Raw genomic sequence first — 26,220 nt, 5'->3', positions numbered from 1 at the left:
TATAATTCCGAATTCCCGCGGCATCGACCGCGGGATCCAACGATGGGGTTCAATTATCTAATCACTGAGTTTTCCAAAACCTTTTTCGCTTGGTTTTCTCGATGTTTTCTGACTGCTGCCTGATACTCTGGGTATTTATTACCAAGGATTGCCGCTGCCAAAATCGCTGCATTAATCGCTCCGGCCTTACCGACTGCGAGAGTCCCCACGGGAATACCTGCCGGCATTTGTACAATTGAGAGAAGGGCGTCGAGGCCATCGGTGAATGTTGATGAGGGCATGGGAACGCCTAAGACTGGTAACAGGGTTTTTGCTGCAACAACACCGGGTAAATGAGCGGCACCACCAGCTGCAGCGATAAATACTTCAACGCCATTTTCTTCTGCAGACTTCAAATATTCAAAGAGAGCATCAGGAGTACGATGGGCTGATAGGGCTCGTACTTCGTGAGGGATGTTGAGGCTATCAAGAGTGCGGCTAGCTTCTTCCATAATCGCCCAATCCGATTTTGATCCCATTAAAATAGATACTAAAATATTTGACATGATCACCTCTTGGTCATTGATAAGTTCGTTTAAAGTCTGAGAAAGACTCTCTGTGCCTTTCGGGTTGGGTTGTTCCCAAAGAGCTCCCTTCATTTTTTCTTTCTTAAGAACCCTCATCCGCCTTCCGGGCACCTTCTCCCTAAAAGGGAGAAGGGATTTTGCTTTTTCCCTTCGCCCCTTAGGGGAGAAGGTGCCCGGAGGGCGGATGAGGGGTTGCAGATTCGAAATTCTTTAAAAAGCCTTTGTTATTTTCTGTATAGCCTCTACTAAGGCCGATCCCTCCAATTGTTGCACTCTGTCTTTTAAACTTTCTGCAGTATCATCTTTTAAAACAGGGCAACTTTTTTGCAAGATTATTGGTCCTGCATCAACTTCCTCGTTAACAACATGTACGGTACAGCCAGTCACCGTTTCTGCGGCATCTAAGACTGCTTGATGCACATCAAGATTCATTAATCCTGAATAGGCGGGTAAGAGCGAGGGATGAATATTAATGATTTTTTTTTCCCAGTCTGAAACAAAGAGTGGTGATAATATACGCATGTAGCCAATCAGCACGATAAGATCAATCTTGGATTCCTTAAGTATTTGAGATAAATGCTTATCGTAATCTTCTCGGCTTAATCCCTTAGGATTAACAAAAAGGGCATTGAGGCCAAAATTAGCCGCTCTTTCTAAAATCAAGGCATTGGATTTATTGCTAATAATCAATTCGATGGAGGCATTTAAGCGTTTTTGATTAATAGCCTCTACTATAGCGGTCAGGTTAGTGCCCCGCGTTGAGCCTAAGATAGCGAGACGAATCATGAGGCTCGTATCCTTCGCATGTGTTCGATTCGACGCTGTATTAGTTGTTGGCTGCCTATATCTTCACGATGATAAAGGGGCCCATCAATTCTGATAATTTCTTTTTCAGCCAAGGCTTCTGCTGCTGAGAGAGTATCGGCAACTCCCACATAAGCGGCTGTGCGCGAGCCAGCTGCGCGGCTCATGTGATCAATCTTGTGTACGGATGCTAGATATAAGTGGTCTTGGTCTTCCACTTTGGAAAAATCGACCACAAAATCTTTCATGGGTTTATCTGGGTAGCCTAAGGGAACTGCATATTTACAAACCGTCGCCTTATTCGCAAATTTCACTGCTTCAGGCGATAAATCACCATGAATCATTGCAAGGCAGAGCTCAAGAAAATCAGATTCAAGAATAGATAAAACATTCAAGGACTCAGGATCTCCAAAACGAGCATTGAATTCAATGACATAAATCCCATCTTTGGTGGCGATAAAACTACCATACAAAATGCCAATATATTTCTCATTAAACTCAGAGGATAAGGCTTGGAAAACAGCTTGATTAATCGCGAAGGCTTGTTCTGCATCTTCAGGCGTTAAGAAGGGCAGGCTATGATTCGAGTCAGAATAAGAGCCCATTCCTCCTGTATTAGGACCTGTATCACCCTTAAAGGCTCGTTTGTGATCTTGTACTAAGGGCATGGGAATCAGGCGGCGGCCATCTGCAAAGCACATGAAGGAAAATTCTTCACCCACTAACTTTTCTTCAATGATGAAGCTTTGCTTTTTAGAAAGAATTTCCTGGCAAAAATGCTTTGCTTCTGCGAAAGAGTGCAAGTGTTCGCCGGCTACCTTTACTCCCTTTCCTCCCATTAAGCCATTGGCTTTAATCACATAATTTTCTGCGCCGAGTTCGTGGAGAAAGAGTTCTGCATTTTCCAAGCTGTTGAATTTTTGATAGCGGGGCAGGCCGGCAATCTGATATTTTTTCATGAGATCGCGAGCAAATTCTTTAGAAGTTTCAATCTGCGCTAAAGCTCTTTTGGGACCAATGGTTGGAATGCCCAGCTCCCAAAGTTGATCTGCTAAACCCTGCTCAAGTGGGGCTTCTGGGCCAATGATGGCCAATTCAATTTTCCAGGCCTTGGCCTTTGCGAGGACTGCTTCGCATTTGTTAATATCACCGGCAACATATTTGTCACTCAGTGCAAAGATACCGGGATTTACAGTGGTGCCAAAGCAATAGATGGTTGTGTCTTGTGAGGAGCGAATCAGAGCTTTAACAATAGCGTGTTCGCGGGCGCCAGAACCAATAACAAGAATTCTCATTCAGTAAAATCCCCTATCTTATCAATATTAGGAACTCTGCTTGCTTCGCGTTGTTCTTCTAACTGTTGCATTTTGTCTGTAGTTATTTTTTTAGAGAAATAATCGCCATCCATACAGGCCATACAGGGTTTTTTAATATGATGGTCGCCACGGCGGGTGACCGCTTCAACAAGATTTTCATGGGATTGGTACATTAAAGCATCGACCCCAAGATATTTGGCAATTTCTTCTTCTGTTTGATTCGCGGCAATCAGTTCCTTGCGAGAAGGGATATCAATGCCGCTGAAACAGGGGTTCTTAAGCGCTGGTGAGGTTGAGGCAAAATAGATCTTCTTTGCGCCAAATTCACGGATCATCTTCACAATTTCTCGTGAGGTGGTGCCGCGGACAATGCTGTCATCAACGATCATTACAACCTTGTTTTCAATTTCCGTACGCTGAGGCGTTAATTTATAGCGAATACTGCGGCTGCGGGCTTTCTGGTTAGGCATAATGAAAGTACGGCCAATAAAGGGGTTTTTATACAAGCCTTCTGAATAGCGTACCCCTAATTCGTGGGCGAAGGATAAGGCTGCGGTGTTGGCTGTTGACGGTGCGGGGATGACTACATCGGGAATAAGATCTGGGTACTTATCTTTCCACTGTTGAGCTAAATTTTGTCCCATTCGCAAACGAGCACGATAGACACTGACATTATTGAGTGTGGAGTCTGGACGCGCAAAATAAACATATTCAAATACACAGGGTCTAAATTCTTCTTTTTGTAGTACGCGGCGATGTAATTTACCAGAGAGATCGATAAAGGCTACCTCACCAGGCAAAATATCGCCTTGTGGTTTAAAGCCTAAGGCATAAAAGGGTGTTGTTTCTGAAGCAAAAATAGTATCGACAGTCCCATTTGGATTTTCTCGCGTACCCCAAACCAGGGGGCGAATACCGTGGGGATCGCGAAAGGCAACCAAACCCTTACCAATAATGACTGAAACAATGGAATAGGCACCTTCTACACGCTTAAAAATATGCTGCACAGCTTTGCATAGTAGTTCGAAAAAACTGGCGTCGTCTTCATTGGCATAAGAGAGCATATCGGCAAGAATCAAGAGCATAGCCTCTGAATCGAGCGATGAATTGAGGTGGCGATATTGTTTTAAACGAATCTCATCAGCAAGTTCCGGATAATTGGTCAGATTGCCATTATGGGCAAGGGCTATTCCACGTGGGCTGCCAATCCATAAAGGTTGAACATCCGATTCGCTGTAACCGCCTGCGGTGGGGTAGCGGACATGGCCAATTCCAATATTGCCTCCTAGGGTTGCAACATTGTCCGGATTAAAAATCTCGCGCACCAGACCCAGGCCGTGCTTAGTGTAAAACCGCTGATCACAGGTGAGTATACCTGCAGCATCCTGACCTCTATGCTGCAAGTGAATAAGACTCTCAAAGAGCTCATAAGCGACTGGTTCATGGCTATAAATGCCGACTATCCCACACATTATTAAATCTTACCTCAGGTAATTTGCAATATTTCTCATAATACGTTGCTCCACTGGCTCATCGTGATCTGCAAAACTGAATTCCTTGCCAGTAATCCGCTCATAGAGCTGTATATACTTTAAGGATAGTTCCTCAATCAGTTCTTGTGGGGCTTGGGGTAAGATTGCATCGTTATAAGGGTCAGAATTCTTGGCAAACCATAAACGAAGGAATTCTTTATCAATATTCTCAGGCTCAAGTCCTTCTGCCAAACGCGCCTCATAACTATCAGCCAACCAATAACGGCTGGAGTCGGGGGTGTGTATTTCATCAACGACAATAATGTTACCTGCTGCGTCGATACCAAATTCATATTTGGTATCGACCAGGATTAAGCCATGCTCGGCTGCCATTTCAACCCCGCGATTATAGAGCTTAATTGCTAGGGCAGAGGCTTGTTCCCAATCCTCTTTATTCATCCAGCCTTCGCTAATAATTTCAGCGGGAGCTATAGGGCGGTCGTGAATTTTTTCTTTGGTTGTTGGTGTTAAAACAGGCTCGGCAAGTTTTTGATTTTTATGCAAACCTTCTGGAAATTTAATCCCACAATACTCACGAACCCCTTTTTGATATTGGGTCCATAAAGAGGTAGACGTTGTACCACTAATGTAACCACGCACGACAAATTCAATAGGGAAAACCTGGCATTTTTTAGCAATCACCACATTGGGATCGGGAATAGCAATAATGTGGTTGGGGATAAGTTTTGCTGTCTGTTCAAACCACCAGGCAGAGGTCAGATTGAGTACGGCTCCCTTATAAGGTATTAGCGCCAAATGTCGGTCGAAGGCAGTGAGTCTGTCAGTTGTAATAAGCAGAATGTGATCGCCAAGGTCATAAGAATCTCGAACCTTTCCCTGGTATTTCTCACCGATTGGTAATTTCGTGTCATCCAGGCAGAAAGGAAGAGCTGTTTGAATTTTCTGTCTATAGGTGGTCATAGAAGTAGCACTCGTGAGCATATTGGTTTCCAATGATGTGGGTTAATAAAATATTGTCTACTAGCTTTGCAATATCGCCTTCTTCACTTTGAAACTGCCAGACAACACCATGTTTAATTCCTTTGATGCCTGGTATTGCATAGTGCCCTTTTAGGGTTTGTAGTATCTGTTGCCCTTTTAGATCATCTTTGGGGCGAACAAGGAAGGATTGGGCTGAATCGCTATGAAATTCATCGTCGTTAATTTCTCGCTCTTTGCGCTCGGAATATAAAACCCCTGACCGTTTGAGTAGCTCGACGCTTTCTGCTGAGCCGCAGTCAATTTCCCAATGCTCAAAGCGGGTAACAGAGACAGGAAAACCGAGGTGCCTTAAGGTCTTTTGTACAGTCAAGGCTTGGTTATCGGTGATAATTAATTTAATCAGGCAAAGCTTACTAGAGGGGATTTTATTAAATTGCTTTGGTTTGAGTGCTGTTTTAGATACCTGAATGTTTATCAAGGGTTTTTTGTTGGTATCAGCAATATAATCACGCATCGACTTGAAAATCGGATCGCCATTTTTGGTGCGTTCTGGATGAGGCATCATCGCCATCACATTGCCGGCCTTATTGCTTAGAGCGGCAATATTAGCGGCGGATCCATTGGGATTAACGGGGAAATTATTAATTATCTCGCCAGTCGCATCACAGTATTGAAAAAGATTAAGTCCATGGTTTTCTATATCCTGCAAGAGCGAATCTGGAATGAGAAAACGGCCTTCTGCATGGGCAATTGGCAGATGAATCAGTTCATTAGGAGAAAGATGACGGGTGAATGCATTCTGCTGATGATTAGCGCTTAACCGCATGTAGGTCCAGGCATTGTAAAAGCCTGTACCCACTATTTTGCCATCGACGATGCGCTTATTTTCACTTAGCGCCATGCTTGCCTCGTTATCAGCAAGGCCGGGTACTAAGCCTGATTCAACTAGAATTTGCGCACCATTACAGATGCCTAAAACAGGTTTGCCTGTTTCACTTTGGGCTTTAATTTCTTGAATGACTGGATCAAGTGCGGCAATGATGCCGGCACGGGAACGGTCTTCATAGGAAAAACCGCCAATAAGGATATAACCATCCAGACCGCGCAGTTTATCCAGCGGCTCATTCCATAAAAATTCAACTGGTTCCATGCCAACACGCTTTAGTGCTAAGGCTGTTTCACGTTCACAATTTGAACCTGGGAATAGTATTAAACCGATTCGTATCATAATAAGCGTACCCTTTGGTCGCCTTGTACAACCCGGCCAATTTCATAAAGAGGAAAGGCGGGGAAATCACGTAGCAACTCGCGAATTGGAGAGAGAGTTTCTGGTGAAAGGAAAAGCACCAAGCCTGCACCCATATTGAAGGTGCGGTACATCTGGTCGTCTTCCAAATGCCCTAATTGGCGCAGTAAGCTAAAAAGCGGCTGTTCAGGGATTTGCTTCTTATGAATTTCAACGGAGCAATTTTTCGGCAGAATACGCGGAATATTTTCTAACAAACCGCCACCAGTAATGTGAGCCATTCCTTTGATTTCAATGTTTTTTTCTAAGATTTTTAAGATGGGTTTCGTGTAATTCAAGTGGGGTATCAGAAGTTCTTCACCGATGGAATGGCCGGAGTCCTCAAAGGGTGAGTTAACGCTATAACCAGCGACATCGAAAAGCAGTTTTCTGGCTAGTGAATAACCATTAGTATGCAAGCCGCTGGAAGGAAAGGTTGCGACAATATCGCCTGCGCAAATCGTTTTTCCCTCAATCGCTTTCCCTTTTTCAACAACACCGGTAATCACCCCAACCAAATCCAATTCACCAGGAAGGTAGGTACCTGGCATTTCTGCCGTTTCACCACCAACCAGCGAAATATCATTTTCTTTGCAGGCGATAACCATGCCATTCACAATTTGTTCAACCGTTTTCGGGTTTAATTTATCGTTGGCTATATAGTCAAGGAGGGTAAGTGGTTTAGCACCTAAAACGATAATGTCATTGGTGGTCGCACTGACTAAATCCATGCCGATGGTATCGAATTTCTGCATCATTTTAGCAACCATCATTTTGGTGCCAACACCATCGATACTTTGTACGAGTACCGGGTGTTCATAGTCTTGCATAAGCTGTTTGATATCGTACATTGCCCCAAAACTGCCAATGCCAGTAAGAACCTGGGGGGAAAAGGTCGATTCAACCGCTTTTTTAATACTACGAACTGCTTCATTACCTGCTTCTACATCGACGCCTGCAGCCTTGTAATCAATGATTGACATTATATGAGCCTCTCAACTAAACCTTTTTCCCAGGCAGTACTTGCGGTACTTATTGGTAGATTGATAACGGAATTCATGAGCAAAATTGGTTCCTCAGTCGTTTCCCCAATGGTTTCAAAGGAGACCGAATAGCCGCGGAGTAATTGCTCGAGCTCAGCAAGATTTTGTGCTGACACTTCGAGAATAAAACCACCACTTTCGGAGAAGAGCTTTCTATCAGTTGGCAACTCTCCAGGGATGGAAAGTTTGACGCCAATTTTGTTTTTAAAGCTCATTTCAGCCAGAGCAACCGCAATACCCCCTTCTGAAATATCATGAGCTGCAAGTACTAGACCTGTTTGTATGGCCTGGTGTACGGCAGCTATTTCATCGGCAAATTTAGCTAAATTGGGCTTGGGTAATTGGCTTCCTAGCTGATTATGTAGTTGATAGTAAACACTTCCACCACATTCATCTTTAGTCTCGCCTACATGTACAAGGATGGAGTTGCTTTGCTTCAAATCATAGGTCAGTATTTTTGCAATATCGTTGCTAGCCCCAAGGCAACTAACGATGGGGCTTGGTGGAATTGCACCCTGCGCGGATTCGTTATAAAGCGAAACATTTCCAGAAATAATGGGAAGACTTACTTCGCGGTTATCGAACATTTTTACTGCTTTGCAGGCATCGACTATTCCACGTACAGAATCGACAAACTCACCCATTTGCTCAGGGTTCTCTGGGTTGCCAAAACATAGACAATCGGTCAGGGAAAGAGGCCAGGCACCAACAGCAATAATATTTCGGACTGACTCGATAACAGCATTCACTGCGCCCCAATAAGCATCTATTTTGTTATAACGTGGGTTGTGATCAACTGATAGAGCAACTGCTGTATGACGTATCTCTTCGGGATATTTATCTTCATTAAAGGGGGTGAGCACTCCAGCATCTGCCCAGCCTGGCTCTACAGCTGAACGCCCCTGGACTTGTTTATCATAACACTCATAAATTGGCGCTCGTGAGGCAATATTCTCATGAGCCAAGAGAGCCAAAAGGACCTTATTGTAATCCTGAATGGTGATGGGAGCTGGCTCTTTGTGTGTTTGCGATTTAGCAGAGTAAGGGCGGTCATAAAGAATGCCCTGAGTAATATCCTTGGCTTTGGCGGAAACAATCTCCTTGCCTTGAGCATGAACAACGTATAAACCATCGTATCTAAGCTGGCCGATTAGAGTAGCTTGCGCGCCATCACAAATTTCTGGGAGGGCAAAACGCTCATTGTAATGTGCTAGGAATTTGTCTACTAAATGTTCGGGAACAACCCACATAAAACGTTCCTGCGTTTCGGAACAAAGAACAACCGCAGGGAGTAAATTCTTCATGCTAGTCGGCACAAGGTCTAAATCGATCTCAGCGCCATAACCGCTTGCCTCAGCAAGTTCTACACTGGCGCAGGCTATTCCTCCTGCGCCTAAGTCTTTAAAACCTACGCGGTCAATCAAATTTTGCTCACGCAGCCATTCGAACATGGCATAGTTTGCTTTGAGGATATGACGTTGTAGGAAGGCATTAGGCTCTTGTACCGCTCCTTTGTTTTTTTCCTGCTCTTCCTCAGAGAGTGTCGCGGAAGCAAAAGCTGCGCCACCAAAGCCACTGTTATCTGTGGGTTTACCAACCAGGATGAAGCGATAATCCTTCGCATTTTCTGGTGCATAGGAATGGATAATATGATCTTCTCTGACAACGCCAAGGGTAACGACTGTGACTAAGCAATTCTCATTATAAGCTTCATCAAAATAGGTATCTCCAGCCAAATTGGGAATACCTAAGGGATTAGCATAGCCAGCGATTCCCTGTACAACGCCTTGTTGTATCCAGGTTGTTTTAGCACGGTTGATGTCGCCAAAACGCAAGCTGTCGGCAACAGCAATTACCTCCGCTCCCATACAGCAGACATCGCGAACATTTCCACCAACACCGGTTGCAGCTCCTTCGAAGGGAACTAGCTGTGAAGGATGGTTATGGGATTCATGGCTAACTACAATGCCATAACGTCTATTTTGTTTATCCTTCGCAACAGCAACAATTCCCGCATCCTCTTTGGGACCCAGAATGACATGGGGGGCGCTGGTATTAAATTGATTAAGGTGCTTACGACTGCTTTTATAAGAGCAGTGCTCTGATCCCTGAATAGACCATAAGACGCATTCAGCGTAGGTCGGTGGTCTTTTTAATAGGGAATTTTGAATCGTGAGAGCTTCGTCAACTGTTAATCGAAGATTAAATCGTTTAAGCAGGTCGGCAATTTCGTCAGAAGACAATTGAGAAAAATCAAAACAATCCGGCGTTTCTTGCATTTTTCGAGGCGCCTAGGCAGGGCGTAAAAGTCGCCTCATTCTATATGTATTTCTATGGAAAATCAAATATTAGGGGTGATATTCATGTAACTTTCATTGTACGGGACAAAAATGTGTAATAGTAGGAAAAACTCGAATTCCCGCGGCTTGACCGCGGGATCTGTCGGTGGCTCAAGCTACATGGACCCCGCGGTCAAGCCTATAGGTATCTACACAAGTGACTGTAATAGACTCACGTCATCCAGAGCGCAGCGAAGGATCTCCGGGATTAGCACGGTGCCACATTCAGGAGATTTCACTACGCTCTGGATGACGTAATGTTGAGACAAGGAGGGACATTTGTGTAGATACCTATGGGTCAGGTCGCGGGGATTCGGAATGAAGAAGTGTAACCTTATGTTTTTCTATGAATTTCTTTCAGTTTGTGACGCTTCATTAATTTTAAGAAAGCAAGCAAATTATCTAATTCCGCATCGGACAAGTATTCCTTAGTAAAGGCAAACATTTTGTCATTCTTCATATGCCGTACAGATTGGGGATTACGAATATATTGACGAAGCAGGGGCTCAGCTAAATATTCGGTGGGATTCATTGGAAAATTCAAGTCCGGCCCAACGTCTTGGTTACCTATCAGATTAATCGAGTGGCAAACCCCGCATTTTGTGGCGAATTGCTCCAGTCCTGCTGCTTCTTGGGTTGTACTATTGCTTGGGAGAAGGCTGTCGAAGGGATTTTTCTTTGTTGTACTAACATTTTCAATTCCAAAAACCCAATCTGAGGTAGGAACTTTTTTTCCTTGCCAAATCAGGTAAAAGGGACCTGCAGAGCGCTTGGCTTTAGCGAGTATTGGCCAGGGCTTATTAGGCTCTTCAATCGCAACATAGGCAATGGATGTTTGTTTCCCATCACAGGGATAAATTCGATGGAGTTTAAAATAGGAGATATAGGTATCCCAAGCCCGTATTTTTAAAATATTTCCTCTGTTTTGATCGTCTATTTTGAGCAGGGAGCATAGAGGAACTGCTTTCAAATCAAAAAGCTGCCCTGGATACGCGGGTAAGTGTGCTTGTTTAATAGTAATCAACTTTGGATGCGCAAGTAGCATTTCTCGGCTGTAAGTGGTTTCTTGGTCAGCAACAGTTGTAGTTAAAGTTTCTGCGGCTTGAGAGAAAGAAGAAAAAAAGAGCAATAAGATTGCAAGCCGCTTCATGACAATTTCCTACTTAGATCTAAGGGGTGCCAATCTAGCATAGCTGTTATTTCCCAGGCAATTTATAAGGCTTGAAATTCAATACGATAATCATTATCGATGATAAGAAGATGGTTGGCAGGAACATCTTGCCAATTGGTGTTAAAATTCGTAAGTTTTTCTGAACTGATTAAGACTGCTTTATAGATCGGATGCGGTATATCTATATATTCATGTAAGTTTTCTCCGGTAAAAACATGCAAGCTTTCTGGCATAGCATTTTTTTCTGTGCAGTAGCGGCTAGCAATCAAGCGTTGGCCATCTGTAAGACAGAGGTTGTAGTAAGACTCATTCTCCTGGCCATAGTGCTCGACTAGCTCATTGATCGTAGCTAAGGTGGCTTGCATGATATCTGTAAGGACTGAAAGTTGGTTAAGATCTTTTCCCTTGGCCAATTGCAAAAATAAGGCAAATATATGCTCTGAATCGGTTTCTCCCTGAATCCAATTATAGATATCATCGTCCAAAAGATGACGCAGATGGCGTTTGACCGTTATAAAATCACTAATATTGCCGTTGTGCATCAACATCCATTTTCCAAAGACAAAGGGGTGACAATTATAATTGGTAACACCACCGGCACTGGCTGCTCTGACATGGGCGAAAAAACAGGGTGATTTGATTTTTGCAGTCAAATTAAGCAAGTTACGGTCGTTCCAAGCTGGGGATACAGAAGTAAATAAAGCAGGTTCATCACTGAGCTCAGGTGCATACCAACCAAGACCAAAACCATCGCCATTCGTGGGAATAGTTGATTCTCTTGCATGAAGGCTTTGCATGATGATCGAATTAATAGGTTTAACTAAGATATCCTCCAGAAGCACTTCTGAGCCCAAATAAGCGACGAAACGGCACATAACAATTCCTTTGTATCAATTTAATCCCTAAAGGGTATATCAAATAAATAACAGGGTTAACCCAATATTTAATTTATTTTTTCCTATACTTATACAAAATCAATAAAGATCTTATTTGTGCAATCAAAGAACAAAAAGATTTTTTGGACAAGGAGATTGTAAATGAGAAAAATAGGACTCTCAGTTTTTCTACTCGCCTTAGGTGGTTGTACTACAACGGGTAATGGCAGCATGAATGCACCAGGCTCTTCTGCGATGACAGTTTCTTACGCGGCAGTTAATAATTCCAGAATGTCAGCCAGGGCTGTTGATGTTCAAGCGATCAACGCAGCTATTGCGGCTGACGATCGTTATTATTGGGCACCGGAAGATGAAGTATTGCAGCAATCAATGGATGAAAATTTTTAGTAAATTCTGTGATTTCTGAGCATCACAATATCTGCTGCAAGAATTGTTTCGCTAGCTTTGTCCTCATTCGCTATTCATAAATCTCTTTAATAATAAGCAGTTAAACTTTTACTTTGATTTAAGTGAGCAAATTGTCTAAAAAACTTGCTTCCCCTAAGGTTCACTTAAGGTCTATTTGTATAAAATAAACCCCAGTTGGATTCTAATAATTCATTCCATGGATGTTTCAGACAAACTTTTTTATACAAACTAGCTAAGAATAGGTGCTCATATGATGTCAAAAACAAAGATTGAAACTCTGCTGGAAGTGGATTCAAAAACCGAAGAGCAAGAAGCTAAACAAACTAACCCTACCAGAACTTTTCATGATGTAATGTATAATGGAAGCACAGGTAAAGTTGCACGTACTATCTATGGTTTTTTGAATGATAAAGAGCGTGCAAAATTATCAAGTACTTCAGTTGATGCGCGTCGCTTTGAAAGCGTTGATCGCACCTTAACAGACGATAAATTTAAAGTTTCATTAATGACAGAAATTTTAAATGTCTTAGATAATCCTGACTATGCAGAACAACTATCAATTAGTAGAAATCCTTCAGGGTTTTTAAGATTAAATAATGACTTGATTCGCTTAATTTCTAAGCCAGAACTTTTGAATGCACTTACGGATGCTGCAGAGCTTAGACTCAATTTTTGGCCTGGAGATCTTTATCCGAATTTAGGTGCAAAATTAGAAAAAGAAACTGGGCATTCGCATCCAAGAGGCTTTACTAGTTTTATTGTGACTGGTGGCTATTACCATGACATTCATTTGCCTTCAAACAATGAGAAAGATCCTGGCTATATGGTATTTAGGGGATACGTTGAGCCAGATAAGAAACGTTTTGAAAAACAGGAAGGTACTCATCATTTAGAACATCAAGTTAGAGAGAAATTTGAAGCGAGTTCAGGATATTCTTATTTTTCTACTAGCATGATTCATAATGTGGTTGATCCCCTTCATGCTGAATCGCCTGAAAACGATCATGGTACTCTAACCATTAATGTTGTGTTTAATGCGTTGAAGAGTGCACCGATTCCTGAATATGATCTTTATATGAATGATGCAGCTAGTTTGGTTGAAAAATATGACAAATTATCTCCAGAACTAGCAGGAGAAACCTTGGAAATTGTAAAAGGATTGCTGAGAGGTAAAATCAAGGAGCTTACTGCGACTATAGAAGAGAAAGAAACAGCTAATATTCCCTCACCTGTTGAGGAGACTAAAGTATCCAATAGTCCTACAACTTTCTTTTCTCACAAAGATTCATTTGACCTTGCAATTGATGAGTTGAATAGTGAATTAGATGATAATATTGGCTTGCCAATTCTTTCTAATACTGAAGGTAATAAGACAGATGATGATTCGCTTGAAATTAGAAATGATGGTATAGTTGCTGGCGTTTAATAATCATCAAAAGCATCCTTGAAAAAAGGATGCTTTTTACTAATTTTTCAATGGAATTTAAGTAATTATGCCTAAGACTAGTCACTCATTGCCAAATGCTTCTATGTTAACAATAGATGAGTTAAATTTTATTGGAAATCTTAAGATGGAATGCGAAGAATATCTTGAAAATATAAATAAAATGGAAATAAAAAAAGCCAGTTATAATGACTATTACAGATTGCCAAATAAAGGGAATTTATACAGCATCTTAGATGCAAGAAATCAAGATTTACAACGAGAATTAGCGATTGAAAAAAATAAGCTATTAAACGTGTTCGAAAGGACTGACTTAGGGCTTTTAATAAGAGCTGCTATCACTGATCCTGAGCTCGATAAGCTATGCCAAAATCCTCTATTGACTAGTCTTTGGGATGAGCGCTGGCGAAAATCTGGTCGCAATCCGAAGGAGGCTGCTGAGGTTAATCATTTAGCTGTCCAAGAGTATCGACCCCAATCAACTCTGACTAGCTTTGATTTATTAAAAGGAATTTATTTTTATAGTAAGTCAAAAGCAATGGCTGCTCATGCAGCTTACAAAGAAGAGTCCTGCGAGTTCATGATCTTAGCAGCTGACTTGGGGCATTTTGCCGCCTTAAGGACCTTAGTCATTTACTATATGAAACAGCCGAATGGTCTTGAAAAAGCACAAGACTATGCAAAAGCCGCCGCCGACTTGTATAGGACGCCAGGATATTTGCTGCTTTTTGTTTTTTACTACGAATTACAGCAGTATCAAAATGCATTGAAAATGCTAATGGTTGCCGAAAAGCTACATCCTTATTCTGCCGATATGATAAACAATGCCTATCAAGGAACGGGCTTAGAGGTGATTCTTGCCCCCTTGATGAAGCAATTAAATGTTTCAAGTTTGGATGGTGCAAAGCTAAAACTGGTTAAGCTGGCGGACTTACCGCTCCACTATGTGACTGATAAAATTTATACAGAGGTCTCTCAATATGTTGATGACCTATTGAATCAATCAATACCAACTAATCCGGCAGCAACTTCCGATACCGATGAAAGCGAGAAACAGGAAGTCTTAGCTGTTTAAAGAATCGGGCTCAGTTAACGTCAGTTATGGATAAGAATCATTCGATTTTAAACGACTCTTATCCATAACTGACGTTAATTACAGGGCCATTTGATTTGATGCATGATCGAAAAGACTTCATTATCGCCAATAACCAAATGGTCCAATAAACGAGCATCGACCAGCTCTAAGGCATGACAAAGGCGTTCAGTGACAGCAAAATCCTGCTGACTGGCATTCGCAGACCCCGAAGGATGGTTATGGGCAATAATTAATGCCGCCGCATTTAATTTGAGTACGCGCTCAATAATAGGACGAGGATGCACTGTGGCTGTATTAATCGTGCCTTTAAATAGTTCCTCATAAGCTAGCACACGATGTTGGCTATCAAGAAAGAGAGCGACGAAGGTTTCATTTTTCTGGTCACGTAGTTGACGTTTCAAGTAAGCATGAGTTTGCTGAGTATTGGTTAATTGCAGATCCTTTTGCAGTGAAATAAAGTCACTGCGCCGGCAAATCTCTCTAGCTGCTTGTAATTGCAGATATCGTACTAAACCAAGCCCGTTAACCTGGTTAAAACTCTGCTGATCAGCATTTAAAATAGCCCGTAAATCACCCAAGTGTCTGGTCAAATCAAAGGCGAGTTGCAGGCAAGATTTTTTAGCGCTGCCGGAACTGATAAAAAGGGCTAATAATTCAATATCTGAGAAGCTTTGCACGCCTTGTGCTAAAAATTTTTCGCGCAGGCGCAAAGGTCGGGCCGGTTGCAGGTTGGTCATTGTTATTCCTTTATGACGAGGTTTGTGGTTTGATCGCAGCTATTCTTATTAAAAATGAAAAACCATGCAAGATTTTAACGACAAAAAAATTGTATTAGGGATTTGTGGTGGGATAGCGGCGTACAAAACCGCTTATCTAGTCCGTGAATTAGCTCGCTTGGGCGCACAGGTGCGCGTCGTGATGACTGAGTCAGCACAAGAATTTATCTCTCCTTTGACTTTACAAGCCTTGGGTGCATCCGAAGTGCGTGTTGATTTGTTTGATCTGCAAGCCGAGCGCGCAATGGGGCATATTGAATTAGCGCGCTGGGCGGATTATTTAGTCATCGCCCCGGCAACGGCAAACTGTTTGGCCAAACTGGCAAACGGACTCGCTGATGATTTGTTGTCTACCCTGTATCTGGTCGCTGAAACACCGGTAATCGCTTGCCCGGCAATGAATCGCTCAATGTGGGCCCATCCTGCTACTCAGGCAAATTGTGCGCGGCTAACTAAACGAGGCCTGATCCTGGTTGGGCCGGCAGAGGGTTCGCAAGCCTGTGGCGAAGAGGGCTTAGGGCGTATGGTTGAGGTTGATGCGATTGTTAATGCGTTGAGGCTGCATTCTGTGCATCAACTATTGGCAGGCCAAAGGCTATTGATTACCGCCGGACCTACCCGCGAAGCCATAGATCCAGTTCGTTTTCTTAGCAATAACAGCTCTGGCAAGATGGGCTATGCTCTGGCTGAGGCAGCGAAAATGGCTGGTGCGGAGGTAATTCTGGTTAGTGGACCAACAGAGATTAGTCCTCCAGCTGGTGTGCAAACTTATAAGGTTGATTCTGCCAAAGCAATGCAAGAAGCAGTTATGCAGCATTTGCAAGCAGGGATGATCTTTATTGGCACAGCAGCTGTAGCTGATTATTGTGTCGACGCCCCTGCTACTGAGAAAATAAAAAAGCAAGATAGCCCCGAATTAACCTTGCAGCTAGGTCCTAATCCAGACATTCTGGCTTCTGTTACAGCAAGTGCTAAAGCCTCTTTTGTGGTTGGTTTTGCAGCTGAAACATCGCAAGTCATTAAGCATGCAAAGGATAAATTGCACAGCAAAAAGCTTGATATGATCATTGCCAACCAGGTTGGTAAGGGGCTGGGCTTTGATGTGGATCATAATCAGGCCACTGTGTTAACTAAAGATACGAAAACCGAACTGCCATTGACCCATAAAATAAGACTTGCCGGCCAAATTATTGCAATCCTTGCCACAAGTATTCACAATACGGCGCATTAAAAATCAGAGGAATATTATGCATAAAGCCATTCAGCTAAAAATATTAGATCCACGCGTTGGTGATACTATCGCTTTGCCAAGCTATGCAACTGCAGGTTCGGCGGGACTTGATCTGCGTGTTTGCATTGATGAACCTATTCATATTGCTCCACAAGAAACGGTGTTACTGCCTACAGGTCTTGCTATTTATATCGCTGATCCCAATCTAGCCGCAGTTATTCTGCCTCGTTCAGGCTTGGGGCATAAACACGGTATTGTCTTGGGCAATTTGGTTGGTTTAATTGATTCTGATTATCAGGGCGAATTAAAAATTTCCTGTTGGAATCGTGGCCAGGAGCCTTTTATTGTTAATCCAGGTGAGCGAATTGCCCAATTGGTATTCTTACCCGTAGTCAGAGCTGCTTTTGAAGTGGTGAATGATTTCATTGAAAGTCAGCGGGGAGAGGGTGGTTTTGGCAGTTCGGGGAGAGAGTGAATGAAGTATCAAGAAAAGCAGGTAGAGCGCTCAGTTTTTAGAGCCTATGATATTCGTGGTGTCATCGGTGAACAGTTAGATGTTGATGATTATTACAGTATTGGTCGAGCAATTAGCTGCCGTCTTGCTGTCCTCAAACGCGACAAAATATTTGTTGCCCGCGACGGTCGATTAACAAGTGACCGTTTGACCGCAGCCTTAAAACAAGGATTGCTTGATAGTGGAATCACTGTCATAGATTTGGGCGCTGCCGCAACCCCAGTCATGTACTATGCAACCAACAGCACAGATATTGATAGTGGTCTGATAGTGACTGGGAGCCATAATCCTGCTGACTATAACGGTATTAAAATGGTTCTGGCTGGCAAAACGCTGGTTCAGACTGATATTGAAGAACTTTATAACCTGATTCAGACTGGCCGCTTTCAGAATGGTCAAGGCGAATCTCTGAGCCAAGACATTGTTCCGACCTATATCGACCGTATCATTAGCGATGTGAGAGTACATCGTCCTTTGAAGGTCGTTGTTGATTGTGGGAACGGTATCGCGGGCCCGGTTATTCCTAAGGTTATCGAAGCTCTGGGTTGTGAAGTGATTCCTCTATTTTGTGATGTAGACGGCCGCTTTCCTAATCATCATCCTGATCCAACAATTGAAGCAAACCTGGTTGATTTAAAAGCTGCGGTTGCTAAGCACCAGGCTGATATTGGTTTAGCCTTTGATGGCGATGCTGATCGCCTGGGTGTTATTACCAATACCGGTGAAGTGATTTGGCCAGATCGTCTGTTGATGCTTTATGCTTTGGATGTTTTAAAGCGCAATAAAGGCGCAACTATTGTTTATGATGTGAAATGTTCAAGCCACCTGGCTCGTGTTGTTGAAGAGGCGGAAGGTGTTGCCAAAATGTGTCCTACTGGCCATTCTATTGTTAAAGGCGTGATGAAAGAAGACAAGGCTGCTCTGGCTGGCGAAATGAGTGGGCATATCTTCTTTAAAGATCGTTGGTACGGTTTTGATGATGCGCTTTATAGCGCCTGCCGTTTATTGGAAATTATCAGTCAAAGCAGCCAAACAAGTTCAGAGCAATTTGCTGCTATTCCCAATAGTGTGAATACCCCGGAAATCAAGATACCTATTGCCGAAGAAGAAAAATTCGAGTTTATGCAACGTTTTAGCGAACAGGCTCAATTCCCTGAGGCGACAATTATCACTATAGATGGTTTACGAGTAGAGTTTGCTAATGGTTGGGGATTACTGCGTGCTTCGAATACGACTCCCTGTCTGGTTGCCCGTTTTGAGGCGGATGATAAGGCTAGCTTGGAGCAGATTCAGTCTTTGTTTAAGGTGCAGTTGCAGCGAATAGATAAGAGTTTGATTGTTTCTTTTTAATTAATTTCTCCTCATCCGCCCTTCTCTCCGTTTGCGGGGAGAAGGGCGCACATAACACCCTGATTTTAAACAAAGCTTCTATGCAAATCTTTGCAAATCTGGCTATACTCGAAAGAGTTAAACGTTGTTTTAAAGCTGGCCAGGAGAATGAGCATGATGCAGAAAACTGAAAAAATATGGCATAACGGACAATTCGTTCCCTGGGAAGATGCAAAGATCCATGTTTTAACCCATGCATTGCACTATGGTGGTAGTGCTTTCGAAGGTATTCGCTTTTATGAGACGGATAGAGGACCTGCCATATTTCGCCTGATTGAACATGTTGATCGTCTTTTTTATTCAGCAAAGACTTTGAAAATGGAATTACCCTATTCCAGAGAGGAGATCATCGAGGCGATTAAAGAGCTCGTGCGTAGTAGCAACCTAAAAGCTGGTTATATTCGACCTATTGCTTTTTATGGCTATGGAAAATTAGGAGTTAATCCAGTTGGAAATCCTGTTGAATTGGTCATTGCTTGTTGGCCCTGGGGTGCTTATCTTCCTTATGAAAGTATAGATATCAAAACAAGCAAATATATTCGCATTCACCCTGATTCTACCGTTGTTGATGCTAAGCTTGCTGGTCATTATGTGAACGGCATTTTGGCATCCCTGGAATTGCAAGGAACCCATTATCATGAGGCCCTGTTTTTAGATAGCGAGGGTTATATCACCGAAGGCGTTGGCGAGAATTTTTTCATGGCTAAGGATGGGGTAATTTATACGCCTAAATTGGGCAGCATTCTTGCTGGGATTACGCGGGATACAATCATCACTTTAGCACGTCATCTTGGATTTAAGGTAGTTGAAAAGGATCTGGTTCTTGATGATGCCTACCAGGCAGAGGAAGCCTTTTTTACAGGCACGGCCGCAGAAGTCACTCTAATTCGTTCTATTAATGACAAGGTACTTGCCCAGGCCCAGGAGAGCAAGATTGGCTCGCGTATAAAAGAAGCCTATCTGGATCTTGTTCATGGAAGAAGCCAGGATTTTATTGCTTATTTTCTAACTTTTGTTGATGATGATTAGAGGATTCCCGGTAATAGGTACGTCATGTCGAACGTAGAGAGACATCTCCTGAGTGTGGCGCTGTGCTAATCCCGGAGATCCCTCACTATGTTCGGGATGACGGGCGATGTTTGGTATTACTATTCCCGTAGCTTGGCCACGGCAATTCGATATCTAAAATCTTGGACTTATATAACCTGGTGTTTGCGATTTGGGTTTTAATTCGAGCGCATGCTCCAGGATTGTTTGGGCTTGCTCGGGAAATATTTCTGCCAAGTATCGTTGAATAATAGTTCTATTGTGGCTATAGCTTTTGATGAAACTGGTTACGCAGGCTGATTTTCTTATATCTTCGTCATAAAGATCACGCCTCTCTTCTGTCAGATCAGCAATTCTTTTAAGTCGGCGAGTATGCGCTAAACCTGCATCCCTCCACTCATAGGATTTGGCTAAGAAGTCAAATAGGGTTGGAGAAGCATGCTTACTATCATCAAAACCTAGCTCTATAGCTTTTCTTATACAGTTATAGGCCTCTTGCCGACGGCTAATGCTGCCGGGGTTTGCACTTACTTCTACATAAAAAAGGCAAGCCGCTCTTAGATACCAGCAATTTTTTAGGTGGGAATTTATAAGTTTCTTCTTTGGATGATTCTCTAACTGTTTGATTAAAATGAGCAAACTATAAGTAGCTTTAGTTATATTCTTCTGATCTTTGGATTTGAGTGAGTGTTTTATCTTACTGTATTCATTGAATAAATGTTCAAGACCTTTATCTTGAGCATCAGAGATGAATATGCTGTGTTGACTAATTAACTCGCTAACACGGGGCGACTCAGGGGGTGTTGAAGCTTTATCTTCACTGGATTGAGCTACACTACTGGCTGCAGCAGGGCTATCGCTTGACTGACCAGTCATAACCAGAGGTAGATTAAGCGAAGCTGCTTCGTGAGTACTGGCTGTTTGTTTTCTTTTTCCCATAATAAGTCTCTAAAATTTTAAAGCCTGGAATTTCTAAAATATTTACAAAAAAAATAATAGTCTAACCAATTTATTTTGTTAAAAAGTTACCATGTTTTTCCTGTTAATCTAAGGCAAATTTATTGATACTAACTATTAATTTAAACTGAAATAAATAGCAAAAAAATGCATGTTTCAATCTAGCATTAATTGATGGTGAGTATTGACTTCTTTGTGTAGTAAAGAGGGTTGCATCTGATAAAGATGCGGTTTGTTCTTAACTCGGGCTGTACATGCGAGCAAAAATCAGTACTATAATTAGTTAAAAAGGAAGACTCTTAAAACTAAATGGAATTTTGTCATGCTTGAACAGGAATTAAAAAACAAAATTGTCAATACAATTAGTCAATACAAGATTAAATGTGACAAATTGGAAGATGAAATCTCTGTGCTGAAAAGCGCCATCTATCAGTTAAGCCTGCTACCTAACGGTATCTATATTGGTGTAGACAGACAGATGCATAATCTGCAAACAAACATTCAAGAAAACCAAGATAGCAGCAAAATTAAAAAAAGCGTTGAGCATCTAGTCAATGCAATCAATGCCTTGCAGAAAAAGAAACAGGAAAATAAGGCTAGAATTGGGGACTTTGTTAAACAGGGTACAAGTCTGTTATCTAAGATTATCAAGGCTCAAGATCAAAGTACTTTTGAACAAATTGAGTCTTTGTTACGAGCCGATACCAATGAGCAAGAGCTGTTAAATAATTTTATGGCGTTGCTCGAGGAGAGTGTTCAGTGGATAGCTGAACAGTTATCGCAACCAGCAGGGATACCAATAACAAAGAAAGATTCACAAGAGGTATCAGTTAATACGCAAATTAATGCCAGACTAAGCCAGTTAATAGAACATTTGCAAATCCCTGAAGATTTTTCACCCAGATTAGAAGCGCTGAAATCGAATTTGTCTCAGCAACTCACTCTCAATAGCCTGACACAGGTCGTTGATAGTTTAACTGATCTGGTTATCGAAGCCTTTAATCTTGAACATAATCAATTTAAAGGATTTTTAAATAAATTTGCTGATTATCTGCGTGATTTTGGCTCTTATCTGCAAGTTTCAAACACTAATAATTTGCAATCTCACGAAGCAGGAAAAACTTTGGAAACTGGGTTACAAGAAAATCTAATAGCGATTAAAAATCATATTGATCAGTCGCAAACGATTGAGGAATTATCGACGAAAATAGTGGGTAGTCTAGATCTAATTGCTCAGCAAATTAAATCCTTTAGAGACAATGAGGAAACGCGAGTAAAAGGCTATGAAGAGCAAGTTATTGCTTTACAAGCTAAATTAACTGAAGCAGAGTCTGGCGTTGCAAAAATTAAGGAGCAATTATCTTTCCAAAAAGTACGAATTAACCAGGACTCATTGACCGGTCTACCTAACCGCTCAGCCTATGATGAGTATGTGCTGAATGCTTTTCACCGTTGGCAACGAGGCTTTGGCGACATGACATTAGCCATAGCTGATATTGATCACTTTAAAGATGTTAACGATCAATACGGCCATCTTGCTGGCGATAAAGTGCTCAAGAAAATTGCGACACTATTCCGCTCATCCCTGCGCGCAGTGGATTTTGTGGCACGTTATGGTGGCGAAGAATTTGTTTTTATTTTTGAACATACTTCTGATCATGATGGCTGGAAAGTACTTGACAACTTACGTCAAGCAATTCAAGAAACAGAGTTTTGCTACCGTGATACAAGAGTGGTTATTACTGCTTCTTTTGGCCTCACTTCCTTACGCCATGGCGATGATATTGAGACTCTTTTTGTTAGGGCTGATGAGGCGATGTATAGGGCAAAACATAATGGTAGAAATCAAGTCATTATGATTTAGCAGGAGTCCGTGTAATAGGTCACCCCCATCTCGAATTCCCGCGGCTTGACCGCGGGAGTTCGAGATGGGAGGGGGGCTAACCTATTACGAGTCCGTTAGCAGCCAAAACAATTAGATGTCGGTTCCTCCGCAATATTCTGCAAAATGTCTGGCTCTATGCTCATGACTTTTTGATAAAAAAGACTGGTTTCTTCTTGGCGTCGATTGAAAAAATAATGTCCTTGATAATTATTTGAATGATGGGCCTGAATAATTATTTTATTTAAGGCTTCCACTGCAGAAGGCTGGGCTCCGCTTTTATATTCTTGGTAGTTCTCGAAGATAGCCGCCGCACCTTTAGCAATCTCGATTTCCTTGCCGTCTTCTAGTTGACAGGTTTCACCACCAAAAAAGCCTACCTTGCCATCGAGAGCAATAAGATCTTGTAGAATGGTATCAAGCCTTTCTTCAGCTTGTTGAATTTGAACTAGCTTAGATTGGTTTTCCGGCTTGTTCAGCCATAGTTTTGATGCGCGAACAAAGAGTCGTTCTGCAGAGGCCTTGTTGATCTGCAATTCGGTCATGAGCTGTCTAAGAGTATTGTTTTTCCTTTCCTTGGAATCAAAGACTAGATCCTGAGCATAATCGTTGTCTGGCTGATAAAACGCTTCAAATATTGCGCTAAGTCTTGCATCATTTTGTGCAAAATAGAGTGTTTCACAGCGCTCTTTTACTCTGTCAAATTCCTGAGCAATTGGGGCAAGGTCAACATGTAAAGGGCTTGTTGCCTTGTAATCTTCATTATATTCGCGAAGCTCAGCTAATAACTGTCTTTTCAAATTAGGGTGAGTAAATACAAATTTGGCGAATTTTTCATTCTGAATCAGCTCGGTTTTGAGTAATTCACTACGTTCTGTTTTGTGATTTACTAGTCGTTCACGTAGTTTTTCGCTGCGGATAGTTGCGTTGGCAATATTGCTATAGACCTGTTTAGTAGTCAACGCAGCTTTTAGAAAGATTGAAAAGGCATCGTAGATAAAATCCTCATTTTCTTCGATGCGGGTTAAATTCAGAACTGCTGAATCGGAACGATCAGGAAAGTTATTGGGTTTGGCATCGGTTAAATGCGGAAAATTGCTAATATCTCTTTGAGTAATCGGGAAGGCATCAACAGGCCTTATACCATGGGCTCGTCGCGTTGTTTTTTCAACGATCTTTTGGGGATTCGCATTTCGATATTTTGAAGTAAATGGCCAGGTTGCCTGGTCATGATCGATTTTATAACTAAGTAGGTTAATAGGGTCATAGCCAATATTGCCGCCATGCAAGTCATTTTCTTCTCCAAAATAGGCTGCAGCTAGGATTCTGCCAATACGAGCCTCTATCAGATCTGCCTGGGGAGGAGATCTAAATCGCCCATATCGTGCTTTCTTTGCCTTATAGTAATCATGCAAAGATCGAAAGTTATCTATGGAGCGAGAAATAAGACCGAGACGCTTTCCTGATGAATCATGGATTGCTCTGACTTTTGGTGTTTGCTCGTTTAATAAAAGACGGTAGCAAATACCATTAAAGGCTTCGATATCAATAATATTTCTATCAGCTTCAGCCTGCTTAAATACCTCTTCTGCGCGGTGTCCTTTCTTAGCTAATTTTGATGTTTGATGAGCTGCACTGGCCGTCCCTCTTTGCATCTCGTTACTATCATGCACAACCTCATAAGCTGCGATATTTTTGCTTTTGGCCGGTGGTGGCCTAGTAATGATTTGAGACGTCAGAGTTTGGGCTAACCTCTTTAACTGAATAAATTCTTGTGTATTTTGTTGACGGATATAACTTCTTTGCTGACACATTAAGTGAATAACGCTGGCTATTTTTCTTGCACCTGTTATGGCTATTACTAATTTGTCACCTTCTGTTGAATTATAGCCATGAGCCAGTATTTTAGAGAAATTATGTTTAAAGTACTCACTCTCTTGTACAGATTTGGGAAGAACGATTTGGAGATAGGGATGCTTTGTTGGTATGGGAATAGCTAGCGTGGTTGGTTCTTGGTCAGTATAGATCTCTATTGGTGTATTCAGTTGAGTGTTATAGATTTGCATGAGATTTTAAGTACTTTATAAGTTTTGAGATTTCTTTTGAAATCTTTCTTTATGACATTATTTTGCCCACATTATACACATAAAATGCTTTCTATAAAGTATTTGTTCATGAATATTAAAAGTGACTGTTTGTATAAGTAAATTTGTTTGGGACTCTCCTAAAGAACTTCCCTCCACTTTTTGCGGAGGGGGTGCGCTAGAACCGCCCCTCATCCGGCGCTTCGCGCCACCTTCTCCCCTTAGGGCGGATGAGGGGCGCTGGTTCGAAGTTCTTTCCTGATGTTTTTCTCTCTCAGAAATTGGGCTCTCTGGATGACGGAACGTAGCGCTGTAGCTGGATAATGCGGGACTTGTCAGCCCAGCCTACGGAGCTTATTACTAAGCTACCGTTGATATTCCTTTGTACCTGCAATAATCAGCTTGTAAACACGCTCAGAAATAATACCTTGCTCGAACTTATTTTTTGCATCGACGGTCATTAGCTGACCACGTTGACGTACAAGTTTCCTGGTTGTTGCGGTTACCTCATTAGGATCCCCCTCAAGCAAAATATCACGAGCTTCTTCGTCAAAAACCAGGTATTCCCTTAGAGCAACCCGTTTGCCATCGACGGTGGGGACTAATTTTTGCCAAATACAGAGACGGATCGTTTCTAAAATATCAATTGTTCGACCAAGCCTTTCTTCCCCAGAGAAAGAAGTGACTAAACGTCTCATGGTCTCGGCCACACCGGAGGTATGGAGCGTTGTATAGACTGGGTGTCCTGTGAGTGCTGCCTCAAGTGCAGCGCTAATGGTTTCCGCGTCACGGCACTCTCCTACCATGATTAAACGTGGTTTACGGCGTAAGGCATTACGTACACCATCAGCAAAATCAGGCAAATGCCGCGGAATTTCTGATTGGCTTACAACAGATGAAATCGTTTCAATTTCATCGTAGACAAATTCAATTGGCGATTCATAGGTTAATACTTTACGGTGGGAATCATCTTTCTCTATCAGATCGCGGATAATAGAGGCTAACAAAGTTGATTTACCCGAACCCGTTGCCCCTGTTATAAAAACAATTCCTTCCTGTGGAGCAATAGCCTCAAGAATATTCTCTGGTAGGTTCATTGTCTCCAATTTAGGAGGGGTAGTAGGAATTGTCCTTAAGGTTATTTGTATGCCATCGTGGCCTTCAACGAGACAAGCGGTGGCATTAACCCGATAGCGGTAGCGAAGGCCACGCATAGGGCGAAACTCGTAATGGGTATCAATATCCTTTCCAGATAGCAATTGGGTTGTAGCGTTTGGGCCATAAATGGAATTAATCAGATCGCCCAACTCAGTATTGGAAAGGCTGCGATTAGTAATTTTTAATAATCTACCATAAACCTCTGCAAAAATAGCTGAACCGGTTTGAATAGTGATATCCGATGCATTTAAGCTTTCTGCATGCTGTAGCATTTTATCCATGAAAACAGGCGAAAAGCGAGTTGGCTCATCAGGCATTAAATTAACATTTGTCATAGTTC

General features: G+C 42.2%; 22 protein-coding genes. 8 read left to right on the top strand and 14 right to left on the bottom strand.

Features of this window, described 5'->3' with window-relative positions; all coding sequences use genetic code 11:
* Window positions 1-53 precede the first annotated feature (53 nt).
* From purE to BN1094_RS10455, 10 genes are all read right to left on the bottom strand, one after another.
* Window positions 54-545: a 5-(carboxyamino)imidazole ribonucleotide mutase gene (gene purE / locus BN1094_RS10500; protein WP_043874623.1), complete on the bottom strand. Its 492-nt coding sequence runs from the start codon at window positions 543-545 to the stop codon at window positions 54-56.
* 231 nt (window positions 546-776) lie between these two features.
* A complete protein-coding gene (purN, locus tag BN1094_RS10495) occupies window positions 777-1,352 on the bottom strand; it encodes a phosphoribosylglycinamide formyltransferase (protein WP_043874342.1) in 576 nt (191 codons plus the stop codon).
* Complete coding sequence (gene purD / locus BN1094_RS10490) at window positions 1,349-2,665, bottom strand: phosphoribosylamine--glycine ligase (protein WP_043874341.1); 1,317 nt, start codon at window positions 2,663-2,665, stop codon at window positions 1,349-1,351. The genes purN and purD overlap by 4 nt, the downstream gene beginning before the upstream one ends.
* The gene (gene purF / locus BN1094_RS10485) at window positions 2,662-4,158 is read right to left on the bottom strand and encodes an amidophosphoribosyltransferase (protein WP_043874340.1); all 1,497 of its coding nucleotides are present in this window, start codon (window positions 4,156-4,158) and stop codon (window positions 2,662-2,664) included. The genes purD and purF overlap by 4 nt, the downstream gene beginning before the upstream one ends.
* Window positions 4,159-4,167: 9 nt before the next feature.
* Window positions 4,168-5,160 (bottom strand): phosphoribosylaminoimidazolesuccinocarboxamide synthase, encoded by a 993-nt coding sequence (locus tag BN1094_RS10480; protein WP_043874339.1) that lies wholly within the window; start codon window positions 5,158-5,160, stop codon window positions 4,168-4,170.
* The gene (gene purQ, locus BN1094_RS10475) at window positions 5,126-6,388 is read right to left on the bottom strand and encodes a phosphoribosylformylglycinamidine synthase I (protein WP_043874338.1); all 1,263 of its coding nucleotides are present in this window, start codon (window positions 6,386-6,388) and stop codon (window positions 5,126-5,128) included. The genes BN1094_RS10480 and purQ overlap by 35 nt, the downstream gene beginning before the upstream one ends.
* A complete protein-coding gene (gene purM, locus BN1094_RS10470) occupies window positions 6,385-7,428 on the bottom strand; it encodes a phosphoribosylformylglycinamidine cyclo-ligase (RefSeq protein ID WP_043874337.1) in 1,044 nt (347 codons plus the stop codon). Before purM ends, purQ begins: the two co-directional genes overlap by 4 nt.
* Entirely contained in the window at window positions 7,428-9,767 is a 2,340-nt protein-coding gene (purL, locus tag BN1094_RS10465; RefSeq protein WP_043874336.1) for a phosphoribosylformylglycinamidine synthase subunit PurL, read from the bottom strand. The genes purM and purL overlap by 1 nt, the downstream gene beginning before the upstream one ends.
* Before the next feature lie 394 nt (window positions 9,768-10,161).
* Window positions 10,162-10,977 carry a c-type cytochrome gene (locus tag BN1094_RS18860; RefSeq protein ID WP_052403245.1) on the bottom strand — a complete coding sequence of 272 codons (816 nt, stop codon included), beginning with the start codon at window positions 10,975-10,977 and terminating at the stop codon, window positions 10,162-10,164.
* Between the two features lie 62 nt (window positions 10,978-11,039).
* Entirely contained in the window at window positions 11,040-11,873 is an 834-nt protein-coding gene (locus BN1094_RS10455) for a class II glutamine amidotransferase (protein WP_043874335.1), read from the bottom strand.
* Window positions 11,874-12,035: 162 nt separating this feature from the next.
* Between BN1094_RS10455 and BN1094_RS10450 the strand changes: the two genes are divergently transcribed.
* The 3 genes from BN1094_RS10450 (at window position 12,036) to BN1094_RS10440 (ending at window position 14,821) form a co-directional block, all read left to right on the top strand.
* Window positions 12,036-12,281 (top strand): hypothetical protein, encoded by a 246-nt coding sequence (locus BN1094_RS10450; RefSeq protein WP_043874334.1) that lies wholly within the window; start codon window positions 12,036-12,038, stop codon window positions 12,279-12,281.
* A gap of 271 nt (window positions 12,282-12,552) precedes the next feature.
* Window positions 12,553-13,728, top strand: a complete 1,176-nt coding sequence (locus BN1094_RS10445; RefSeq protein ID WP_141650461.1) for a hypothetical protein — start codon at window positions 12,553-12,555, stop codon at window positions 13,726-13,728.
* A 67-nt stretch (window positions 13,729-13,795) separates the two neighbouring features.
* On the top strand, window positions 13,796-14,821 hold the full coding sequence (locus BN1094_RS10440; RefSeq protein ID WP_043874332.1) for a DUF5630 domain-containing protein: 1,026 nt from the start codon (window positions 13,796-13,798) through the stop codon (window positions 14,819-14,821).
* Window positions 14,822-14,895: 74 nt separating this feature from the next.
* On the opposite strand, the gene radC is transcribed toward BN1094_RS10440, so the two are convergent.
* Window positions 14,896-15,579: a RadC family protein gene (gene radC / locus BN1094_RS10435; RefSeq protein WP_043874331.1), complete on the bottom strand. Its 684-nt coding sequence runs from the start codon at window positions 15,577-15,579 to the stop codon at window positions 14,896-14,898.
* Between the two features lie 64 nt (window positions 15,580-15,643).
* Here radC and coaBC point away from each other — a divergent pair, with 64 nt between their 5' ends.
* From coaBC to BN1094_RS10415, 4 genes are all read left to right on the top strand, one after another.
* Window positions 15,644-16,849 carry a bifunctional phosphopantothenoylcysteine decarboxylase/phosphopantothenate--cysteine ligase CoaBC gene (coaBC, locus tag BN1094_RS10430; RefSeq protein ID WP_043874330.1) on the top strand — a complete coding sequence of 402 codons (1,206 nt, stop codon included), beginning with the start codon at window positions 15,644-15,646 and terminating at the stop codon, window positions 16,847-16,849.
* Between the two features lie 16 nt (window positions 16,850-16,865).
* Window positions 16,866-17,324 (top strand): dUTP diphosphatase, encoded by a 459-nt coding sequence (dut, locus tag BN1094_RS10425; RefSeq protein ID WP_043874329.1) that lies wholly within the window; start codon window positions 16,866-16,868, stop codon window positions 17,322-17,324.
* Window positions 17,325-18,713 carry a phosphomannomutase/phosphoglucomutase gene (locus BN1094_RS10420; RefSeq protein ID WP_043874328.1) on the top strand — a complete coding sequence of 463 codons (1,389 nt, stop codon included), beginning with the start codon at window positions 17,325-17,327 and terminating at the stop codon, window positions 18,711-18,713.
* A 153-nt stretch (window positions 18,714-18,866) separates the two neighbouring features.
* Window positions 18,867-19,781: a branched-chain amino acid transaminase gene (locus tag BN1094_RS10415; RefSeq protein ID WP_176695296.1), complete on the top strand. Its 915-nt coding sequence runs from the start codon at window positions 18,867-18,869 to the stop codon at window positions 19,779-19,781.
* 153 nt (window positions 19,782-19,934) lie between these two features.
* Here BN1094_RS10415 and BN1094_RS10410 read toward each other — a convergent pair whose 3' ends face one another.
* Complete coding sequence (locus tag BN1094_RS10410) at window positions 19,935-20,738, bottom strand: hypothetical protein (RefSeq protein ID WP_043874326.1); 804 nt, start codon at window positions 20,736-20,738, stop codon at window positions 19,935-19,937.
* A 340-nt stretch (window positions 20,739-21,078) separates the two neighbouring features.
* Between BN1094_RS10410 and BN1094_RS10405 the strand changes: the two genes are divergently transcribed.
* Entirely contained in the window at window positions 21,079-22,620 is a 1,542-nt protein-coding gene (locus BN1094_RS10405) for a GGDEF domain-containing protein (RefSeq protein WP_043874325.1), read from the top strand.
* Window positions 22,621-22,715: 95 nt separating this feature from the next.
* Here BN1094_RS10405 and BN1094_RS10400 read toward each other — a convergent pair whose 3' ends face one another.
* Together BN1094_RS10400 and dotB are read right to left on the bottom strand one after the other, a co-directional pair.
* Window positions 22,716-24,704: a hypothetical protein gene (locus BN1094_RS10400; RefSeq protein WP_043874324.1), complete on the bottom strand. Its 1,989-nt coding sequence runs from the start codon at window positions 24,702-24,704 to the stop codon at window positions 22,716-22,718.
* 383 nt (window positions 24,705-25,087) lie between these two features.
* On the bottom strand, window positions 25,088-26,197 hold the full coding sequence (gene dotB, locus BN1094_RS10395) for a Dot/Icm type IV secretion system ATPase DotB (protein ID WP_043874621.1): 1,110 nt from the start codon (window positions 26,195-26,197) through the stop codon (window positions 25,088-25,090).
* Between the last annotated feature and the right edge of the window lie 23 nt (window positions 26,198-26,220).

Source organism: Legionella massiliensis, assembly GCF_000756815.1.
GTDB classification, from domain to species: domain Bacteria; phylum Pseudomonadota; class Gammaproteobacteria; order Legionellales; family Legionellaceae; genus Tatlockia; species Tatlockia massiliensis.
Note: the sequence above shows the minus strand (reverse complement) of the source record. Positions and strands in the feature narration are given on the sequence as shown.

Excerpts from the sequence above, each read along its gene's own strand:
- purD (WP_043874341.1), bottom strand. The coding sequence starts at position 2,665 with ATGAGAATTCTTGTTATTGGTTCTGGCGCCCGCGAACACGCTATTGTT.
- BN1094_RS10445 (WP_141650461.1), top strand. The coding sequence starts at position 12,553 with ATGATGTCAAAAACAAAGATTGAAACTCTGCTGGAAGTGGATTCAAAA.
- purM (WP_043874337.1), bottom strand. The coding sequence starts at position 7,428 with ATGTCAATCATTGATTACAAGGCTGCAGGCGTCGATGTAGAAGCAGGT.
- BN1094_RS10420 (WP_043874328.1), top strand. The coding sequence starts at position 17,325 with ATGAAGTATCAAGAAAAGCAGGTAGAGCGCTCAGTTTTTAGAGCCTAT.
- coaBC (WP_043874330.1), top strand. The coding sequence starts at position 15,644 with ATGCAAGATTTTAACGACAAAAAAATTGTATTAGGGATTTGTGGTGGG.
- purN (WP_043874342.1), bottom strand. The coding sequence starts at position 1,352 with ATGATTCGTCTCGCTATCTTAGGCTCAACGCGGGGCACTAACCTGACC.
- BN1094_RS10410 (WP_043874326.1), bottom strand. The coding sequence starts at position 20,738 with ATGGGAAAAAGAAAACAAACAGCCAGTACTCACGAAGCAGCTTCGCTT.
- BN1094_RS10415 (WP_176695296.1), top strand. The coding sequence starts at position 18,867 with ATGATGCAGAAAACTGAAAAAATATGGCATAACGGACAATTCGTTCCC.
- BN1094_RS18860 (WP_052403245.1), bottom strand. The coding sequence starts at position 10,977 with ATGAAGCGGCTTGCAATCTTATTGCTCTTTTTTTCTTCTTTCTCTCAA.
- purE (WP_043874623.1), bottom strand. The coding sequence starts at position 545 with ATGTCAAATATTTTAGTATCTATTTTAATGGGATCAAAATCGGATTGG.
- dut (WP_043874329.1), top strand. The coding sequence starts at position 16,866 with ATGCATAAAGCCATTCAGCTAAAAATATTAGATCCACGCGTTGGTGAT.
- radC (WP_043874331.1), bottom strand. The coding sequence starts at position 15,579 with ATGACCAACCTGCAACCGGCCCGACCTTTGCGCCTGCGCGAAAAATTT.
- purQ (WP_043874338.1), bottom strand. The coding sequence starts at position 6,388 with ATGATACGAATCGGTTTAATACTATTCCCAGGTTCAAATTGTGAACGT.
- dotB (WP_043874621.1), bottom strand. The coding sequence starts at position 26,197 with ATGCCTGATGAGCCAACTCGCTTTTCGCCTGTTTTCATGGATAAAATG.
- BN1094_RS10480 (WP_043874339.1), bottom strand. The coding sequence starts at position 5,160 with ATGCTCACGAGTGCTACTTCTATGACCACCTATAGACAGAAAATTCAA.
- purL (WP_043874336.1), bottom strand. The coding sequence starts at position 9,767 with ATGCAAGAAACGCCGGATTGTTTTGATTTTTCTCAATTGTCTTCTGAC.
- purF (WP_043874340.1), bottom strand. The coding sequence starts at position 4,158 with ATGTGTGGGATAGTCGGCATTTATAGCCATGAACCAGTCGCTTATGAG.
- BN1094_RS10440 (WP_043874332.1), top strand. The coding sequence starts at position 13,796 with ATGCCTAAGACTAGTCACTCATTGCCAAATGCTTCTATGTTAACAATA.
- BN1094_RS10400 (WP_043874324.1), bottom strand. The coding sequence starts at position 24,704 with ATGCAAATCTATAACACTCAACTGAATACACCAATAGAGATCTATACT.
- BN1094_RS10450 (WP_043874334.1), top strand. The coding sequence starts at position 12,036 with ATGAGAAAAATAGGACTCTCAGTTTTTCTACTCGCCTTAGGTGGTTGT.
- BN1094_RS10455 (WP_043874335.1), bottom strand. The coding sequence starts at position 11,873 with ATGTGCCGTTTCGTCGCTTATTTGGGCTCAGAAGTGCTTCTGGAGGAT.
- BN1094_RS10405 (WP_043874325.1), top strand. The coding sequence starts at position 21,079 with ATGCTTGAACAGGAATTAAAAAACAAAATTGTCAATACAATTAGTCAA.